Consider the following 17,511-nt stretch of genomic DNA (forward strand, 5'->3'; position numbering starts at 1 on the left):
GGCAACGGTTCAAGCCTTGCTCGCCGGTTTTGCCGGGCGTTTGCTGCCTGCCGCCGCTTTGCGCTTGGTGGATTTGCGTTTGCTTTTCCATGGCGTAGCAGCGCGTCCGGCAGGGCTCGCCGGGCCACTGATGGTCAGGCTCATGCCGGCACATCGGCTGACCTGCTTGCTCATCCACGCCGCCTGTTTGGTGACGAACTCTTCGAGGCTCATTTCACCGCTCTGCACCATGTCCAGCGCCTGCTCCCAGATGGCCGTGGTGCCCGGATCGGCAATGGCGCGCGGGACCGCATCGATCAAACTGAAAGCGGCTGGCGTGGCAGAAAGTGCCTTACCGTTCTTGATCAGATAACCACGGTCGAGCAAGCCCTGGATGATCGACGCGCGGGTCGCCTCGGTGCCGATGCCGGTGGTGTCCTTGAGTTTTTGCTTGAGCAACGGATCTTCCACCAGTTTGGCGACGTTTTTCATCGCCTTGATCAGGTCGCCCTCGGTGAACGGTTTGGGTGGCTGGGTCCAGAGGTCCTTGAGCTGCACGTTGGCCACGGCGCAATCGATGCCTTCGCGCAGGTTGGGCAAGGTTTGTGGCGCCGGGGCTTCTCGACCCTTGGCAGCGGCGAGGGCCTCGGGCAAGGCGCGCTTCCAGCCGGGTTCGACGATCTGTTTGCCAACTGCGCGCAAGGCTTCACCGGCGCAGTCGAAATCGGCCTGGGTACGGTCGTATTCGTGGTTGGGTAGAAACTGCGCGAGATAGCGTGCCCGGATCAGCGTATAGACCGCGCGGTGCTTGCCGGTCAGGCGTTCGCGGTTTTTCGCCGCCGCGGTGGGGATGATGCCGTGGTGCGCGCTGACCTTGGCATCGTTCCAGGCCCGTGAACGCCGATGGGGCTCCAGATGATCGCGCAAGGCATCCAGTGCCGGATCGGTTTGCCCGAGCGCGGCGAGAATGGCCGGAGCCTCGCTGTGCTGGCTGACGGGCAAATAGCCGCAGTCACTGCGCGGGTAGGTGATCACCTTGTGGGTTTCATAGAGCGCCTGGGCGATGTCGAGGGTTTCCTGGGCGCCGAGCCCGAGCTTCTTCGAGCAGACTTCCTGCAACGTGCCCAGATCGAACGGCAGTGGCGCGACTTCACGCATGCGCTCGGTGCGCAGCTTGATGACCCTGGCACTTGCTGCGCCCATCATGGCGGCGGCTGCCTGCCGGGCCAGGGCCTGATTCAAGCAGCGATCCTGATCGTCGCAAACCTCGGACGCCGCGCGCCATTGCGCGGTAAAGGCAGTGCCGTCATGCAGCAATTGCACATCGATGGCCCAGTAGGCCACCGGGACGAAGTCGGCAATGCTGCGATCGCGATCCACTACCAGGCGCAGGGTCGGGGTTTGCACCCGGCCCACCGGCAACACGCCCTGATACCCGGACTGGCGGCCAAGCAGGGTGAACAGCCGGCTCATGTTCATCCCGATCAACCAGTCGGCCCGGCTGCGTCCCAGCGCGGAATGGTAGAGGCTGAAGGTTTCGGCGCCAGGCTTGAGCGCCGCGAGGGCCTTGCGGATCGAGGCGTCGTCCAGCGCCGACAGCCACAAGCGGCGGATCGGGCCGCGATACCGACAATGTTCCACCAGTTCCCGGGCGATCATCTCGCCCTCACGGTCGGCGTCGGTGGCGATGATCAGTTCCGAGGCTTCGCCGAGCAGGCGTTTGACCGCCTTGTACTGGCTCGCCGTGCGCGGTTTGACGGTCATCTTCCATTTGTCCGGAATGATCGGCAGGTCGGCCAGCACCCAGCGCTTGTAGCGCGCGTCATAGGCATCCGGCGGTGCGGTTTCCAGCAGATGGCCGATGCACCAGGTGACCGTGACGTCCGTGCCCAGCCAGCAGCCGTCGCCACGGCGTCTGGCGCCGAGCACGGCCGCGATGTCTTTGGCCTGGGAAGGTTTTTCACAGAGGTACAGCCGCATAACCACCATCGTCGATCAGTGTCCGGGGAGGTGCACAGAATGGCGGGTGAGGCGCGCCGGAGCAATCATTATCTGTATGGATGTACAGCTTGGTGTTTCTGACACCCATTCGGCTGTGAAGCAGTCGTGATTGCGAAAGATGGTTTATACCTGACTGATCACACACACGATTATCGGGGGGCCGCTTCGCAGCCCTGCGGGAGCAAGCAGGTGGGGCTCCCACCATTCCATCACCGTCATGAGGAAGATTTCCATGAAGAGCTCAGGTCCCAGCCCTGTCATCACCATCGCCGAGCAGCCCGGTTGCCTGCTGGTGAAGTTTCACGGGATCCAGGTCGCGGCGTCCTCCCGCGCGCTGGTGTTGCTTGAGGCCAATTATCCGCCGGTGTACTACGTGCCCCGCGAGGACATCGACGAGAAGTATTACGCCCGCACCGATCACACCAGTTATTGCCCATACAAGGGGGATGCCAGCTACTTCAGTTTGCAAATTCCAGGGCATGAAGGTGCGAACGCGGTGTGGAGTTATGAACATCCCAAGGTGTCGGTGGCGCAGATTCAGAATTACATGGCGTTTTATCCCGACCAGGTGAAATTCGAGGTCGTTGAACTCGACGAGTGAGGGTCGTTCCGGCTGACGAGTCGTTGCGCATACCGCAGGAACGATTATCGTCAGTCGGCACTTCTGATTGCCTGTACCAGCGTGCTTTCGTCGATCTGGGCTATCGACGTCACCCCGGTCAACGTCATCGCCACGCGCATTTCCCTGGCGAAAATATCCAGCATGTTTTCCACCCCGCGTTGACCATCGGCCGCCAGTGCGTAAGCCATCGAACGCCCCAGCAACACGCCTTGGGCGCCCAGCGCGAGCATGCGCACAACGTCCAGCCCCGAGCGGATACCCGAGTCGACCAGCACCGTCAGGTCATCGCCGATGGCTTGCTTGATCGGCGGCAATGCCTTGGTGGTCGAGAGCACGCCGTCCAGCTGCCGGCCGCCGTGGTTCGACACGACGATGCCATCGGCGCCGAAACTCACCGCGTCTTTCGCATCCTGGGGGTCGAGGATGCCTTTGATGATCATCGGGCCTTTCCAGAAATCACGAATCCATTCCAGGTCGCTCCAGCTGATCGACGGGTCGAAGTTGTTCGCCAGCCAGCCCATGTAGTCTTCAAGCGTCACGGCTTTGCCGAGGTACTTGGAGATGTTCCCCAGATCATGGGGGCGGCCCATGAGGCCGACGTTGAAGGCCCAGTCGGGACGGGTCATCGCCTGCAGCATGCGCCGCGATGACGCAAACGGGCCTGACATGCCCGAGTGCGCGTCGCGGTAGCGGGCGCCGGGAGTGGGCATGTCGACGGTGAACACCAGGTTCTTCACCCCGGCAGCCTTCGCTCGTTCCAGGGCATTTCGCATGAAACCGCGGTCTTTGAGCACATACAGCTGAAACCAGATGGATTGCTCGCTTTGCGCCACGACTTCCTCGATCGAACACACCGAGACGGTCGACAGGCACAGGGGAATGCCCTTGTTCTGCGCGGCCTTCACGGCCTGCACTTCACCGCGGCGGGCGAACATGCCCGTCAGCCCCACTGGCGCGAGGATGACCGGCATTGAAAGGGGCTGATCGAAAAGGGTGGTTTCGAGGCTCAGGGTTTCGACGTTTTTCAGGATGCGCTGGCGCAGGCTGATGCCGGTCAGGTCGGCGCTGTTGGCCCTCAGCGTATGTTCCGCGTAAGCGCCGCCATCGATGTAGTCGAACAAAAAGCGTGGGAGTTTGCGACGTGCTGCCTCGCGATAGTCGGATGCAGAAGAAATGATCATGCCAGTGCCTTGATCTCAGGGGTGACGATTCGTTGGGTCAGGTTAGCCTAAACCAGCAGGAGCCGGCTTGCTGGCGATGCGGGGGAACAGTCGACGCAAGTGTCGCCTGATGACCGTTATCGCCAGCAAGCCGGCTCCTGCAGTGGGTGGGGGTCAGTTCTTGTTCAGATCGACGTTGCGCGTCTCACGCAGGCAGATCATTCCCACCACCAGGCTCACGCCGGTGATCAGCACCGGATACCAAAGTCCGTAGAAGATGTCCCCGGTGTAGACCACCAATGCAAACGACACGGTGGGCAGGAACCCGCCGAACCAGCCGTTGCCGATGTGGTAGGGCAGCGACATCGAGGTGTAGCGGATGCGGGTCGGGAACAGTTCGACCATCAGCGCCGCCAGTGGGCCGTAGCACATGGCGGAAATGATGATCAGCGCCACGATCAGGGCGACGATCATCGGTTTGTTGATCTGCTGCATATCAGCCTGTTGCGGGTAACCGGCGAGGGTCACCGCGCCACGCAATGCGGCTTCGTCGAAACCGTCGATCTTCACGTCGCCGACGCTGACCTGCACGCCGCTGCCGGCCGGGGCCACGGCGCTTTGGTAAGGCAGGCCTTGCTTGACCAGGAAGGTCTTGACCTTGTCGCACGGGCTATCAAATTTCGCCTTGCCCACCGGATCGAACTGGAAGGTGCACGTGGCCGGGTCGGCCAGTACGGTGATCGGCGCCTGGCGGCTGGCCAGGTCGATGGCCGGGTTGGCGTAGTGGGCCAGGGTCTTGAAGATCGGGAAGTACAGCACGGTGGCCAGCAACAGGCCGAGCATCAGTATCGGTTTACGCCCGACCTTGTCCGACAGCCAGCCGAAGAAGACGAAGAACGGTGCGCCAATGGTCACGCTGACGATCAGCAAGCCGTTGGCCACGGCCGGGTCCATCTTCAGGAACTGGGTGAGGAAGAACAGCACGTAGAATTGCGCCGCGTAGAAGGTCACGGCTTGCCCGGCATTGATGCTGAACAGAGCGATCAGCACGACCTTGAGGTTTTCCCATTTGCCGAACGAATCGCGGATCGGCGATTTGCAGAGCTTGCCTTCCTCTTTCATTTTCACGAAGGCGGGGGATTCATGCAGGCTCAGGCGAATCCAGGTCGAGATGCCCAGCAGAACGATCGAAAAGAGGAACGGAATACGCCAGCCCCAGACTTCGAATTGATCGCCAGTGAAGTAGCGGCAACCGAGTACCACCAGCAGCGACAGCAACAGGCCGAGGGTGGCGGTGGATTGAATCCAGCTGGTGTGGAAACCGCGTTTGCCGATGGGCGCGTGCTCCGCCACATAGGTCGCGGCGCCGCCGTATTCACCGCCCAGGGCCAGGCCCTGAAGCATGCGCAGCACCACGAGGATGATCGGCGCGGCGATGCCGATGCTGGCGTAGGTCGGCAGCAGACCGACGCAGAAGGTGGCCAGGCCCATGAGGACGATGGTGGCGAGGAAGGTGTATTTGCGGCCGATCATGTCCCCCAATCGACCGAACACCAGGGCGCCGAATGGCCTGACGATGAAACCGGCGGCGAAGGCCATCAGGGCAAAAATGAACGCCGTGGTGTCGTTGACCCCGGCAAAAAACTGCTTGCTGATCACCGCCGCGAGGGCGCCATACAGGAAAAAGTCATACCACTCGAACACCGTACCAAGTGACGAGGCGAAAATGACTTTCTGGGTTTCCTGGCTGGTGCCCGCGCTGCGCACGGCTTCCAGGGGTTGAACATGTTCTGACATATCGGTATCCCTCACAGTGATTGTTTTTGTTGTTCCACTGATGTTGCGTATTCCTTGCAGGGGTGATGCTCGATGTCCGTGAAACTTGTGATGTCCTTGTGGGAGCGGGCTTGCCCGCGATTGCGGTGGATCATCCAGCATGAACGTTGAATGTCACACCGTCATCGCGGGCAAGCCCGCTCCCACAGGGTTGGTGTTTACTACCGGGTTGAGGATCAGCTGCGCCGCCTTTTCGGCGATCATCAGCGTAGGCGAACAGGTGTTGCCCGAGGTGATCCGCGGCATGATCGAGGCGTCGGCGATACGTAGGCCGGGAATGCCGTGCACGCGCAGTTCGGCGTCGACCACCGCATCGGCGTCGTTGCCCATTCGGCAAGTGCCCACCGGATGGAAAATCGTGGTGCCGATTCGTGCGGCGGCTTCGTGCAGTTGTTCTTCGCTTTGCAGGCTGTCGCCGGGCAGGTACTCGACCGGTTTGAACGCCTTCAGGGCCGGGGCGGCGACGATGCGTCGGGTCAGGCGAATCGCATCGGCGGCGACCCGCAAGTCCTCCGGGTGGCTCAGGTAATTGGGCTGAATCAGCGGTGCTTCCTGCGGGTTAGCAGAGCGAATTTCCACGCGGCCACGGCTTTGCGGGCGCAAATCGCAGACCGACGCGGTGAACGCTGGAAATGCATGCAGCGGTTCGCCAAAACGCTCAAGCGACAACGGCTGCACGTGGTATTCAAGATTGGCCGAGGTCTGTTCCGGCCCGGAGCGGGCAAATGCGCCGAGTTGGCTTGGCGCCATCGACAGCGGGCCGCTGCGGTCGTACAGGTAACGCAGGCCCATGCCCATCTTGCCCCACAGGCTGCCGGCGATCTGATTGAGGGTGCGGGCGTTTTCCAGTTGGTAGATCAGCCGCAGTTGCAGGTGATCCTGCAGGTTGCCGCCCACACCAGACAGTTGATGAACGACGCCGATGCCCAGGCGTTGCAGCAGCGGGCGAGGGCCGATGCCGGAACGTTGCAGAATGCTTGGCGAACCCACGGAGCCGGCGCACAGGACGATCTCCTTGCGCGCCTTGAAAGTCTTCGCCTGATGTTGCCAGCGGGCGCCGACTGCTGACGCGCGGCCGTTTTCCAGCAGGACACGGTCGACTTCAACGCCGGTCAACACGGTCAGATTGGAACGATTGCGCACGGGTTTGAGAAAAGCCTTCGCCGCGTTCCAGCGTATGCCGGCCTTCTGATTGACCTGGAAGTAACCGCAACCTTCGTTGTCGCCCTGGTTGAAGTCATCGATGCTGGCGATGCCGCTTTGCTCGGCGGCGCTGCGGAACGCATCGAGGATCGGCCATGACAGCCGCTGGCGTTCGACCCGCCAGTCGCCACTGGCACCGTGAAATTCGGAATCGCCGGCGAAGTGGTTTTCACTTTTCTTGAACAGCGGCAACACGTCCTGCCAGCGCCAGCCGGGGTTACCGTCGGCCGCCCAGCCATCGTAGTCCCCGGCCTGGCCGCGCATGTAGATCATGCCGTTGATGGACGAGCAGCCACCCAGCACTTTGCCGCGCGGGTAGCTCAGGCTGCGGCCTTGCAGGCCCGCTTGTGCTTCGGTCTTGAAGCACCAGTCGGTGCGTGGGTTGCCAATGCAGAACAGGTAGCCGACAGGAATATGAATCCATGCATAGTTGTCGCGGCCACCGGCTTCGAGCAGCAGTACCCGGTGTTGCGGATTGGCCGACAATCGATTGGCCAGCAAACAACCGGCAGGCCCGGCCCCGACCACGACGTAATCGTATTCATCAAGGGAAGACTGCATCCCTGGCCTCGTCTTGTTGTTCTTGTTGTCGGTCATCCTAGTTGTTAGCTTTCGTCAAAAGAATGTTAGTTTTTGCGCAGCTGCTGTGCGTTTTTAAACAACGACGACCTAAGGATGGACAATGTTCGACTGGAATGACCTGCGGTTTTTTCTGGAGTTGCAGCGCAGCGGGCGTTTGCTCACTGCGGCCCGTCGTTTGAACACCACCCACGCCACCGTGGCGCGGCACATCGAGGCCATCGAAAAGAGCCTCGGCACCGCGCTGTTCGTGCAGCATGCCCAGGGTTATGAATTGACTCCGTCCGGCGAAGCGCTGCTCAAACATGCGGAAGCGATGGAAAATGTCGCGCTGCTGGCCCAGGAAGAAATCACTCAGTCCACGGCGCCGCTGGGCAAGATCCGCGTCGGGGTCACCGAAGGGCTGGGCATCATGTTCCTTTCCAGCCGCATGAACGGCTTGTTCGAGCGCTATCCGGGGCTGGAAGTGGAACTGGTGGCGGTGCCGCGCTTTGTCAGCATCCTCAACCGCGAGGCGGAAATCAGCATCCACCTCGAACGCCCTTCGGCTGACATGCTGGTCACGCGCAAACTCACGGACTATCGGCTGGCCCTCTATGCCAGCCAGGACTACCTCGACCGCGCGCCACCGCTGGGCAGTCGCGAGGACCTGGGGCGCCACGCCTGGATTGGCTACGTCGACGATTTGCTGTTCAGCCAGGAGTTGATGTTCCTCAACAGCTTCTGCCGCAATCCGCAGGTGGTCTTTCACAGCACCAGCGTGATCGCCCAGCAACAGGCCGCGCGAGCGGGCCTGGGGATTGCTGTTTTGCCGTGCTACATGGCCAGCGACGATCCCGGATTGGTGCCGCTGTTTCCCGATGAAAGCATTTTGCGCAGTTACTGGATAAGTACCCGGCGGGAGCTGCACAAATCAGTGCGGCTGCGGGTTATGTGGGATTACGTGGTGCAGTTGTGTGAGCGCGAGCAGGGCTTGTTGCTTGGCCCTGAGCCATATCTCGCCTGATAGGACGCCATCGCGAGCACCAGAAGATTCAAGGAAGAATTTCAAACGCTGTACTCGCCAGACGTTCACCGTTAACCATGATGTGTACGGCGTGGCGACCGGCGTAATGGCGGCGTGTGGTCAGCTCCTTGATGTGCTGGCCACGGCTCAGACGTTCCGTGCCATTACCGGGCAACGTCAGGGCCTTGAGCTTGAACACTTTGGCCGAGGTGCTGCCGTTGGCTTTCACGTAGTCGATGGCGTAGTCGATCACCAGTCGCTGGCTGTCCGCGACCGTGGATGTGACGGCAAAGGACAGGGTGATTTTCTCTCCCAGGCCAATCACGGGTGGATGGACGCGCACATCGACGATCTCGACTTCTGGCTTGCCACCCGCGCCGATGAGGGCCAACGCCCGCTGGTTGCCCTGTTTGATCAGGCTGCGCAGCGCATGTTTGGCGATCCACGCGGTGTGTTTGTTGTCCAGTGACCAGCTTTCGATCAGGTCCAGCACCCAGTCGGGATGGTCCTTGGTGATGTCGTTGAGGTGGTTGGCCACGGACTTGCGCACATAAAGGCTGGTGTCCGCCTTGAGGTTGTCGAGGATCTTCGCCGCCAGACGCGGGTCGGCCTGGATCTGCTCCAGGCGAAACGACCACGGCAAGCGCGGACGGCAACCTTCACTGGCCAGGCGCCGGACATGCTCGTTGTCGTCCAGTGACCAGGCATGCATCAGCTCCAGCGAGCGTTCGAGATCCCTGCGCAGGAAATGGCGGATGGCGAATTCCGAGGAGCCGAACGTGGTGAAGTACTTGAGCGCGTCCATCGATACGTCGAAGCGATCGGCGCCGTAGGTTGCCACGTACTGCGGCAGGCACATGCTGACAAAACCACTGTTGAGGCGCGGCGCGAGGGCGCGCAGTACCTCCAGCGATGCCTCATAACCCAGTGGCAGCACCGCATGCAGGCATTCGCTGACGCGGGCCATGCGTTGCATCACCGACAGCTCCGCCAGACCGGTCCTGGCCAGTTTCAGGAAACCCTTCGCGTCGAACGCCGGATAGACCGCCGTCATCTCGGTGGCGATGTGCTGGAGGCGTTCTGCGTTGAAAATTTCCTTGAGCGCGGGGGAGGATTGCTCGGCAGCCATTGTAAGTCCCTTGTTCGTCGTTATTTATCCAGTAGACCGCGTCATCGTTCATCGCGGGCAAGCCCGCTCCCACAGGATTTCGGGTGTACACAAAACAGATGTAGTCCCAACCACTGTGGGAGCGGGCTTGCCCGCGATGACGGCAGTACAACAACTTCAATTTTTCCTGGCTTGCTCCTCGAGCTGATCCGACTCAAACAACCGCGCCAGTTCCGCCCGCGCTTCCTGCGCTGTCTGCTTGACCTTCACCGCATCGTCGTAAATCGAATGCTGGGCTTCGAGGACCTGCTCGTCGTGATGTTTGAAACGCTGGATTCGCGCGTCAGCCTGAGCCGGGGTCAAGCCCAGGCCGATCAGCGTCTGCCGGCTCATTTCGAGGCTGGAGTAAAAGGTTTCACGTACCGCGTGAGCCCCCACATCCACCAGCCGATGCACGTGTTGACGGTTACGCGCCCGGGCGATGATCTTGATGTGCGGATAAAGCTTGTGCACCAGTTCGGCGGTCTTGATGTTGGCGTCCGGGTCGTCGGTGGCGATGACAAAGAATTCGGCTTCACCGACCTTGGCCGCACTGAGGATTTCCGGGCGCATCGGATCACCGTAGAACACCGGCACGCCGCCGAAGCTGCGCGACAGTTCAATGGTTTCCACCGAAGTGTCGAGGGCGACGAACTTGATGTTCTGCGCCCGCAGGATGCGTGCCACGATCTGACCCATCCGGCCCATGCCGGCAATCACCACGCGGGGTTCATCGGCGTCGATCTCACGGAATTTCTCTGGCACTTCCACCGGTTGCACCTTGGGCCGGGCCAGGCGTGCACAGACCAGCAACAACAAGGGGGTGAGTGCCATGGACAGGGTGATCGCCAGCACCAGCAAGTCGTACAGCCGCAGGTCGAACAGGCCATTATCACGACCGATCTTGAACACCACGAAGGCAAACTCGCCGCCTGCGGCCAGCACGATGCCGAGGCGTATCGCACTGACCTTGTTCAAGCCGCCGGCCAGTTGTCCCACGATATACAGCAGCGGCAACTTGACGGCGATCAGCAGCACCGTCAGCCCCAGCACCACGATGGGCTCGCGCAACAGCAGGCCGAGGTTTGCGCCCATGCCGACACTCATGAAGAACAGCCCCAGCAACAGGCCTTTGAACGGTTCGATCTGCGATTCCAGTTCGTGGCGGTATTCGGAGTCTGCCAGCAGCAGGCCGGCAAGAAACGCGCCGAGGGCCATGGAAATGCCCGCCAGATCCATCAGCCAGGCGGTTCCCATCACCACCAGCAATGCAGTGGCAGTGGACACTTCCGGCAAGCCGCTTTTGGCGACCACGCGGAACACCGGGCGCAGCAGGTAGCGACCGCCGATCACCACAATGGCAATGCTGACCAGTACGCGCAGACCCTGATTCACGTCGTCGACGGCCGTGGCGTTTTGATCGCTGCCAGCCAGCAACGGCACCATGGCAATCAACGGGATCGCGGCGATGTCCTGAAACAGCAGAATCGCAAAGGCCAGGCGTCCATGGGGGCTGGTCAGCTCCTTGCGTTCGGCCAGGCTCTGCAAGCCGAACGCGGTGGAAGACAGTGCCAATCCCAGGCCCAGCACGATGGCGCTGTTCAACGGTTGCCCGAACACAAACAGCGCCAGTACGCCCAGCAGGGTGCCGGTCAGCAGCACCTGTGCCAGGCCGACGCCGAACACCGACTTGCGCATCACCCACAACCGTCGGGGCGACAACTCCAGGCCAATGATGAACAGCAGCAGCACCACGCCCAGTTCCGAAATGTGGGCGACGCTTTCCGGATTGGTCACAAACCCCAGCACGGACGGGCCGATGATCACCCCGGCAAACAGGTAACCCAGCACCGCGCCCAGTTGCAGGCGCTTGGCGAGGGGGACGGTGAGCACGGCCGCGAGCAGAAATACGACTGCGGCTTGCAACAGACTGCCTTCATGGGGCATGGCTAAAACTCCATCAACTCGGTACGGCGGGGGGCGACAAGGATAAAGGCTCGACCCGGTGGCGTCAGCATAGCGTTTGAACTCAGGTGTTACATTTTGCATTAATTGGTTACATTTATAGAATAAGCGGATCAATCTGATCCAGGCGCCGAGATCCCCAATGGCCATCAATTTCGACCTTAACGATCTGCAAGCCTTTCGCGCCGTGGTGGAGCAAGGCAGCTTTCGCAAGGCAGCCGATACGGTACGCATCTCCCAACCGGCCCTGAGCCGACGTATTGAAAAACTCGAGGATGCCCTCGGGGTCAGGTTGTTCGAGCGCACCACCCGCAAGGTCAGCCTGACCCAGGCCGGGCGTGGCTTCATGCCCAGCGTCGAGCGCCTGCTGGACGATCTCGACGTGGCATTGCTGGGCATCAGCGAAGTCGCTTCGACGCGGCTGGGCCATGTCACCGTCGCTTGCGTGCCGTCGGCGGCGTACTACTTCATGCCCCGCGTCGTCGCGCACTATCACCGGCAATTTCCGCGGATCAAAGTCAAGGTGCTCGACTCCAGTGCCCATGAGGTATTGAGTGCGGTGGTCAATGGTGAAGCGGATTTCGGCCTGAGCTTCATGGGCACACTGGAGGCCGAGGTGGATTTCGAGCCGCTGGTGCAGGAGGGCTACGTCGTCGCCTGTCGGCGCGATCATCCCTTGGCGGGCCGTACCAGCGTGACCTGGGACGAGTTTTATCAGCAGGACTACATCTCGCTGGACAAGACCTCGGGCAACCGTTTTTTGCTGGATCAGGCGTTGACCGGCGTGGTGCCACAGCGGCCGAGCATCTGCGAAACACGGCATGTGACGACGATGATTGGTCTGGTGGAAGCGGGCTTGGGGGTCGCTGCGGTGCCTTTGATGGCGATGCCGGGCGAAGATCACCCGATTCTGACGCGGGTGCCGCTGACCGATCCGCAGGTGATGCGCAGCGTCGGTTTGATCAAGCGCCGGGGTCGCACCCTGACCCCGGCAGCTCTGGAACTGGAACGTTTGGTGGTGGAAATGAAAGTTCAGCCGCCGGTGGTCAGCGGCTGATGGAATCCAGGCCAGTGGCTTTCACATCCGCTTGCGCCTGGGCTGATGCCATGTACTCCAGCAACGCCTTGGCTTGCGCCGGATGTTGCGCGCCGACCGGAATACCCGCGGCGAAGCGGGTGACCGACTGCACCGATTCCGGAATCTTCGCGACAAAACTTACCCCTGGCACCGGCAGCAGTTCGCTGACCTGCTGGAAGCCCAACTGATAGTCGCCGGTGGCAACCACCGAGCCCACGGGGATTTTCGGCACCATGGTCGACTTGGCCTTGAGGGGGGCTTCGATGCCCAGGCGCTTGAACAATTGCTGCTCGATGTACACGCCGCTGGCACTGTCGGAATAGGCCACGGACTTGGCGTCCAGCAAGGTTTTTTTCAGGTTGTCGACGGTGCTGATGTCGGGCTTGGGTGCACCTTCGCGCACCACCAGGCCAATCCGCGAATCCGCCAGTTCAACCCGGGACGATGGGTCGACTTTGCCTTGCTTGATCAGATCGTCCAGCGCGTAGCCGACCATGATCACCACGTCGGCTTGTTCACCGCGGGCCAGGCGATTGGGGATCGCTTCGGGGGCCTTGCCCATCGACGGGCCGAGGGCGGTGTCGAGGGTGTTGCCGGTGGCGGCGGCGAACTTCGGTCCGAGAATCTTGTAGGCCGCGGTGAAGCCTCCGGAGGTCATCACGCGTATCTCTTCGGCCTGCGCCGCCGTGCTCAGGGCCAGGCTGACCAGCAAGCTCAGGGCTGCAACGTTGAATAGCTTTTTCATGATGTTTTCTCTAACAAGGCAGGTTTACGAAAGGGCGGGTTGCAGGCGTCCGCTGGCACGGCGATAGAGATACAGCGTCGCGCAGAGCGCACAGAGCGCGGCGAAACTCATCCAGTAGCCGGGCGCCGCTTTGTCGCCGGTGTACTGGATCAGGAAGGTCGACATCGCCGGGGTAAAGCCGCCAAACACGGCGGTCGCCAGGCTGTAAGCCAGAGAGAAACCCGCAACCCGCACTTCGACCGGCATGATCTCCGTCAGCGCCGGGATCATTGCGCCGTTGTACAGGCCGTAAATGAACGACAGCCACAGCAGCACCAACAGCATGTTGATGAAGCCAGGCGCCTGCACCAGATACGACAGCGCCGGATAGGTGGTGGCCAGCGCGAGCAAGGCCATGGCAATCAACAGCGGACGCCGGCCGATGCGGTCGGACAACGCACCGCCAATCGGCAGCCAGAAGAAGTTCGAGACGCCCACCAGTAAAGTCACCAGCAAGGCATCGGACGTGCTCAGGTGCAACACGGTTTTGCCGAACGTCGGCGCGTACACCGTGATCAGGTAAAACGCCGTGGTGGTCAGGGCGACCATCATCATTCCGGCAAACACAATCACCCAGTTCTGCGCGAGCGTGCGAAACACATCGCCCATGCTCGGGCGGTGTTTGCGGGCGGCGAACTCTTCGGTTTCTTCCAGGTTACGGCGCAGGAAGAAAATGAACGGCACGATCATGCAGCCGACGAAAAACGGAATCCGCCAGCCCCAGTCGGCAATCTCCGACGGCGCCAGCCATTGGTTCAGGCCATAGCCCAACGCCGCAGCAACGATGATCGCCACTTGCTGACTGGCCGATTGCCAACTGGTGAAAAAGCCTTTGTTGCCGGGCGTGGCGATCTCCGAGAGATACACCGAGACGCCACCCATTTCCGCACCGGCGGAGAACCCTTGCAGCAACCGGCCAATCAGCACGAGCGCGGGGGCGAACAGGCCGATGGTTTCGTATCCGGGGACCAGCACAATCAGGATTGTGCCGCTGGCCATGATCGACAGGGTGACGATCAGCCCTTTGCGCCGGCCCACATCGTCGATGTACGCACCCAGCACCACCGCACCCAGCGGTCGCATCAGGAACCCTGCGCCAAACACCGCAAAGGTCATCATCAGCGAGGCGAACTCGCTGCTGGCCGGGAAAAACACGGCCGCGATCTGTGTGGCGTAGAAGCCGAAAAGGAAGAAGTCGAACTGTTCGAGAAAGTTACCCGAGGTGACCCGGAAAATGGCGCTGGCGCGAGAGCGTCCGCGCGGGATTGTGGCTGTCATCGATAAATACTCCACCGCTTTTATGACGTGCGCTACCTGGACGCGGCGCACGGTTCTTATTGAGGCGAATGGTGGAGCAGGGCGATCGATATGTTAATTGCATTGTTGGAATGCATTGATGCGTGAAGCGGATCAATGTGGGAGTGAGCCTGCTCGCGAAGAGGCCGGCACATCCAGCATCGGTGTTGGCGGGCACACCGCCATCGCCAGCAGGCTCGCTCCCACAGGGATATATGCCAAGTACAGAATTTGCGCGCGACGCAGATCAATGTGGGCCTGCCCGTAATGGCGATCTCATTCAGCTCGCCGCCTCATCGTTGAGCGCCTGAAACAAATGGCGACGATGGTGTAATGTTCATTGACAACATGGCTCATGTAAAACGAGCGCGCTGTTCAAATGACTGCATATCAGGAGCATTCGTTGGAAAAGAAACCCCTCTATCGCAAGATCAACACCCGTACCTGGGGTGTTCGCCTGAACGGTCACTTTGGTGAATACCGGCAGCAACGCCATACCAAGGCTGAACTCAACAATCCGTCATCACGTGGTTCGATGCGTGGGAAAAGCCGCCATGGTCTGGATTACACACCGTTGTTTCGTTTCCTGCTATCCCGAGTTGGAGGGCAATGGGATGAAATCTACAGCGAAGCAGTATCCCGTCTCGACCGTCCAGAGCCTATATTCTGGATGGTTGCGCTGCATGAAGACAGGCGGGAGCAGTTTGTGTGCTTGGGAGAGTCGAGTTACTTCAGTGGTTTGTATGTTGATGAGCGTAAGCGTCTGCAAATCGTCAATCCTGAATTGAAAGCCGAGCACATGACGCCTTACTGCCACTGCTGCACTCATACTTTTAACGGGTTATCTTTCGGCCAGCACAAAGACTGATCGCCTCAATACGTAATTCGCGTGCGACGCAGATTAATGTGGGAGTGAGTGCTCGACACCAAGGTTGGTGCCGTTATGTCGCCGAGTCCGGAGGCGGCAATGGTTGCCATCCGCGGGCAAATCTGGGAAAACGGCGCCCATCAGGCCGTTGGGCAGATGAGCAGACGAGTGAATTTAATGAATGATGAGCTTCAAGTAATCGATCTTCAGTTGGGTGAGGGTAAAGCCGCCGTGAAAGGCGCATTGATTACCACCCAATACCGTGGCTGGCTGGAAGATGGTACTGAATTCGATTCTTCCTACAGCCGAGGCAAAGCGTTCCAGTGCGTGATTGGCACAGGGCGGGTTATCAAGGGTTGGGACCAGGGCTTGATGGGCATGCAGGTCGGTGGCAAGCGCAAGTTGCTGGTACCGGCGCACCTGGCTTATGGCGAACGCACGATGGGCAAGATCACGTCCAACTCGAACCTGATTTTCGAGATCGAGTTGCTGGAAGTGCTGACGCGGGATGATTGACAGCGGCGGGGGAGATTTACATCAGCTCCCCCGTATCCCACAGATGCACCAACTCTCCCGGCGCCCGGTCCTCCGGTACCTTGAGCACCATCTGGTCTTCCTGCTCACCCGAGCGATAGCTCACTTCAATTTGATAGAAGCGCTGGTCACTACGCCCGGAAACCACGCTGTCCAGGGGCAGTAAGCCCTCCAGCACCGAGCAGATGCGGGAGCGCTGGTTGATATCGCATTGCGCAAACTCGATCTCTCGCGGTCGGCTCAAGGCGTGAATCGGCGCAAAGCCGCCTTGGCGGGACAGTCGAACCCGGGCGTCGTCGCCTAATGCAGGCAGGGTTTTCATACGTTCTCCGTGATTTCAACACCCGTTTGAGCCCAGCCCTGGCGCACGGCTTCGACTTCTCGCGCGCCGAAGCGCTTGCCGGCATGTTCGATGGTCAACCGGGCGAAGGCATCGAAACTGGCGTCCGGACTCAGGCGTTTGTCACACAGGGCGTCGTACCAGATTACTCCGGCTTTCTTCCAGGCGAACCCGCCAAGTGCTCGTGCCGCCAGATAAAACGCGCGATTGGGAATGCCGGAATTGATGTGCACGCCGCCATTGTCCTCTTGGGTGATGACGAATTTGCGCATGTGATCCGGTTGCGGGTCCTTGCCCAGCAGCGGGTCGTCATAGGCCGTGCCGGGATGGGACATCGAGCGCAGGCCCCTGCCGTTGATCCTGGCGGTGAGCAAGTCCGCCCCGATCAGCCAGTCCGCCTGTTCGACAGTGTGGCCGAGGACGAATTGCTTGGTGAGGATGCCGAACACATCAGACAGTGACTCGTTCAACGCCCCGGACTGGTTGGCATAGATCAATCCGGCCGCGCTTTCGGTCACGGCATGGGCCAATTCATGGGCGACCACATCCAGCGAGCGGGTGAAGCGCTGGAATATCTCCCCATCGCCGTCGCCGAACACCATTTGCGCGCCATTCCAGAAAGCGTTTTCGTAGCCCTGGCCGTAATGCACACTGCCGACCAGCGGCAAGCCTTTGTTATCGATCGAATCGCGGCCCAGCACTTTCCAGAAAAAATCATAGGTGGCGCCCAGCGCATCGTAGGCTTCATCGACTGCCGCATCACCCGTGGCCGGTTGACCTTCCAGGCGCACCGGCATTCCTGGCAGGAGCATCTTGTTCTGCGCATCGTGCACGCTGCGCTGGGCCACTCCCGGTTTTCCGGGCGGCGGCAGAATCGCCCGCTCCGGTGGGCGCGAAGGTGGAACGGGATTGGGCAACAGGCTCTGTACGTGATGCAGGGTGGTCATCGCCGCCGTGCGCTGCGGCTCTGAACCGTGGGCAATGATGCGGTTGAGAATGTAAGGCGGGATGAAACTGCGCAGTGCTTGTGAGTTGGTCATCAGTGCATCCATGGCTTGATAGATGTCGATACCGATGTGATCAGGCCTGCGCGCGTTCGGTTCCGTGCCGGTT

At 60.7% G+C, this 17,511-nt stretch carries 15 protein-coding genes; 5 read left to right on the plus strand and 10 right to left on the minus strand.

Annotation, left to right across the window (positions count from 1 at the left end):
* Positions 1-9: 9 nt before the first annotated feature.
* Positions 10-1,959: a DNA topoisomerase III gene (locus tag M5G20_RS02850; RefSeq protein ID WP_273917794.1), complete on the minus strand. Its 1,950-nt coding sequence runs from the start codon at positions 1,957-1,959 to the stop codon at positions 10-12.
* A gap of 253 nt (positions 1,960-2,212) precedes the next feature.
* Between M5G20_RS02850 and M5G20_RS02855 the strand changes: the two genes are divergently transcribed.
* Entirely contained in the window at positions 2,213-2,581 is a 369-nt protein-coding gene (locus M5G20_RS02855) for a DUF427 domain-containing protein (protein ID WP_273917795.1), read from the plus strand.
* 50 nt (positions 2,582-2,631) lie between these two features.
* Here M5G20_RS02855 and lldD read toward each other — a convergent pair whose 3' ends face one another.
* The 3 genes from lldD to M5G20_RS02870 all read right to left on the minus strand — a co-directional run bounded on the left by lldD (position 2,632) and on the right by M5G20_RS02870 (position 7,362).
* The gene (gene lldD, locus M5G20_RS02860) at positions 2,632-3,783 is read right to left on the minus strand and encodes an FMN-dependent L-lactate dehydrogenase LldD (protein WP_273917796.1); all 1,152 of its coding nucleotides are present in this window, start codon (positions 3,781-3,783) and stop codon (positions 2,632-2,634) included.
* A 153-nt stretch (positions 3,784-3,936) separates the two neighbouring features.
* On the minus strand, positions 3,937-5,559 hold the full coding sequence (locus M5G20_RS02865; RefSeq protein ID WP_273917798.1) for an MFS transporter: 1,623 nt from the start codon (positions 5,557-5,559) through the stop codon (positions 3,937-3,939).
* A gap of 153 nt (positions 5,560-5,712) precedes the next feature.
* Complete coding sequence (locus M5G20_RS02870; RefSeq protein WP_273917799.1) at positions 5,713-7,362, minus strand: GMC family oxidoreductase; 1,650 nt, start codon at positions 7,360-7,362, stop codon at positions 5,713-5,715.
* 121 nt (positions 7,363-7,483) lie between these two features.
* Between M5G20_RS02870 and M5G20_RS02875 the strand changes: the two genes are divergently transcribed.
* Complete coding sequence (locus tag M5G20_RS02875; protein WP_273917800.1) at positions 7,484-8,386, plus strand: LysR family transcriptional regulator; 903 nt, start codon at positions 7,484-7,486, stop codon at positions 8,384-8,386.
* 28 nt (positions 8,387-8,414) lie between these two features.
* Here M5G20_RS02875 and M5G20_RS02880 read toward each other — a convergent pair whose 3' ends face one another.
* A complete protein-coding gene (locus M5G20_RS02880) occupies positions 8,415-9,515 on the minus strand; it encodes a DNA alkylation repair protein (RefSeq protein ID WP_273917801.1) in 1,101 nt (366 codons plus the stop codon).
* Between the two features lie 156 nt (positions 9,516-9,671).
* Entirely contained in the window at positions 9,672-11,480 is a 1,809-nt protein-coding gene (locus M5G20_RS02885; RefSeq protein WP_273917802.1) for a monovalent cation:proton antiporter-2 (CPA2) family protein, read from the minus strand.
* A gap of 160 nt (positions 11,481-11,640) precedes the next feature.
* Here M5G20_RS02885 and M5G20_RS02890 point away from each other — a divergent pair, with 160 nt between their 5' ends.
* Complete coding sequence (locus M5G20_RS02890; protein WP_273917804.1) at positions 11,641-12,555, plus strand: LysR family transcriptional regulator; 915 nt, start codon at positions 11,641-11,643, stop codon at positions 12,553-12,555.
* Here the strand turns inward: M5G20_RS02890 and M5G20_RS02895 are convergent.
* Together M5G20_RS02895 and M5G20_RS02900 are read right to left on the minus strand one after the other, a co-directional pair.
* Positions 12,545-13,321 (minus strand): substrate-binding domain-containing protein, encoded by a 777-nt coding sequence (locus M5G20_RS02895; protein WP_273917805.1) that lies wholly within the window; start codon positions 13,319-13,321, stop codon positions 12,545-12,547. The genes M5G20_RS02890 and M5G20_RS02895 overlap by 11 nt on opposite strands.
* A gap of 24 nt (positions 13,322-13,345) precedes the next feature.
* Positions 13,346-14,638: an MFS transporter gene (locus M5G20_RS02900; RefSeq protein WP_273917806.1), complete on the minus strand. Its 1,293-nt coding sequence runs from the start codon at positions 14,636-14,638 to the stop codon at positions 13,346-13,348.
* A gap of 421 nt (positions 14,639-15,059) precedes the next feature.
* Here M5G20_RS02900 and M5G20_RS02905 point away from each other — a divergent pair, with 421 nt between their 5' ends.
* Both M5G20_RS02905 and M5G20_RS02910 read left to right on the plus strand, forming a co-directional pair.
* Complete coding sequence (locus tag M5G20_RS02905) at positions 15,060-15,524, plus strand: hypothetical protein (protein WP_150732707.1); 465 nt, start codon at positions 15,060-15,062, stop codon at positions 15,522-15,524.
* 177 nt (positions 15,525-15,701) lie between these two features.
* Positions 15,702-16,040, plus strand: a complete 339-nt coding sequence (locus M5G20_RS02910; RefSeq protein ID WP_273917807.1) for an FKBP-type peptidyl-prolyl cis-trans isomerase — start codon at positions 15,702-15,704, stop codon at positions 16,038-16,040.
* A gap of 16 nt (positions 16,041-16,056) precedes the next feature.
* On the opposite strand, the gene M5G20_RS02915 is transcribed toward M5G20_RS02910, so the two are convergent.
* Both M5G20_RS02915 and M5G20_RS02920 read right to left on the minus strand, forming a co-directional pair.
* Positions 16,057-16,380: a protealysin inhibitor emfourin gene (locus M5G20_RS02915; protein WP_273917808.1), complete on the minus strand. Its 324-nt coding sequence runs from the start codon at positions 16,378-16,380 to the stop codon at positions 16,057-16,059.
* Positions 16,377-17,438 carry a M4 family metallopeptidase gene (locus tag M5G20_RS02920; RefSeq protein WP_273917809.1) on the minus strand — a complete coding sequence of 354 codons (1,062 nt, stop codon included), beginning with the start codon at positions 17,436-17,438 and terminating at the stop codon, positions 16,377-16,379. The genes M5G20_RS02915 and M5G20_RS02920 overlap by 4 nt, the downstream gene beginning before the upstream one ends.
* Positions 17,439-17,511: the final 73 nt, after the last annotated feature.

It is taken from the genome of Pseudomonas sp. TNT2022 ID1044 (genome assembly GCF_028656895.1).
GTDB lineage: Bacteria > Pseudomonadota > Gammaproteobacteria > Pseudomonadales > Pseudomonadaceae > Aquipseudomonas > Aquipseudomonas reinekei.

Coding starts and splice junctions, on each gene's coding strand:
- M5G20_RS02910 (WP_273917807.1), top strand. CDS start 15,702: ATGAATGATGAGCTTCAAGTAATCGATCTTCAGTTGGGTGAGGGTAAA.
- M5G20_RS02865 (WP_273917798.1), bottom strand. CDS start 5,559: ATGTCAGAACATGTTCAACCCCTGGAAGCCGTGCGCAGCGCGGGCACC.
- M5G20_RS02890 (WP_273917804.1), top strand. CDS start 11,641: ATGGCCATCAATTTCGACCTTAACGATCTGCAAGCCTTTCGCGCCGTG.
- M5G20_RS02885 (WP_273917802.1), bottom strand. CDS start 11,480: ATGCCCCATGAAGGCAGTCTGTTGCAAGCCGCAGTCGTATTTCTGCTC.
- M5G20_RS02870 (WP_273917799.1), bottom strand. CDS start 7,362: ATGCAGTCTTCCCTTGATGAATACGATTACGTCGTGGTCGGGGCCGGG.
- M5G20_RS02895 (WP_273917805.1), bottom strand. CDS start 13,321: ATGAAAAAGCTATTCAACGTTGCAGCCCTGAGCTTGCTGGTCAGCCTG.
- lldD (WP_273917796.1), bottom strand. CDS start 3,783: ATGATCATTTCTTCTGCATCCGACTATCGCGAGGCAGCACGTCGCAAA.
- M5G20_RS02850 (WP_273917794.1), bottom strand. CDS start 1,959: ATGCGGCTGTACCTCTGTGAAAAACCTTCCCAGGCCAAAGACATCGCG.
- M5G20_RS02855 (WP_273917795.1), top strand. CDS start 2,213: ATGAAGAGCTCAGGTCCCAGCCCTGTCATCACCATCGCCGAGCAGCCC.
- M5G20_RS02880 (WP_273917801.1), bottom strand. CDS start 9,515: ATGGCTGCCGAGCAATCCTCCCCCGCGCTCAAGGAAATTTTCAACGCA.
- M5G20_RS02875 (WP_273917800.1), top strand. CDS start 7,484: ATGTTCGACTGGAATGACCTGCGGTTTTTTCTGGAGTTGCAGCGCAGC.
- M5G20_RS02920 (WP_273917809.1), bottom strand. CDS start 17,438: ATGACCAACTCACAAGCACTGCGCAGTTTCATCCCGCCTTACATTCTC.
- M5G20_RS02900 (WP_273917806.1), bottom strand. CDS start 14,638: ATGACAGCCACAATCCCGCGCGGACGCTCTCGCGCCAGCGCCATTTTC.
- M5G20_RS02915 (WP_273917808.1), bottom strand. CDS start 16,380: ATGAAAACCCTGCCTGCATTAGGCGACGACGCCCGGGTTCGACTGTCC.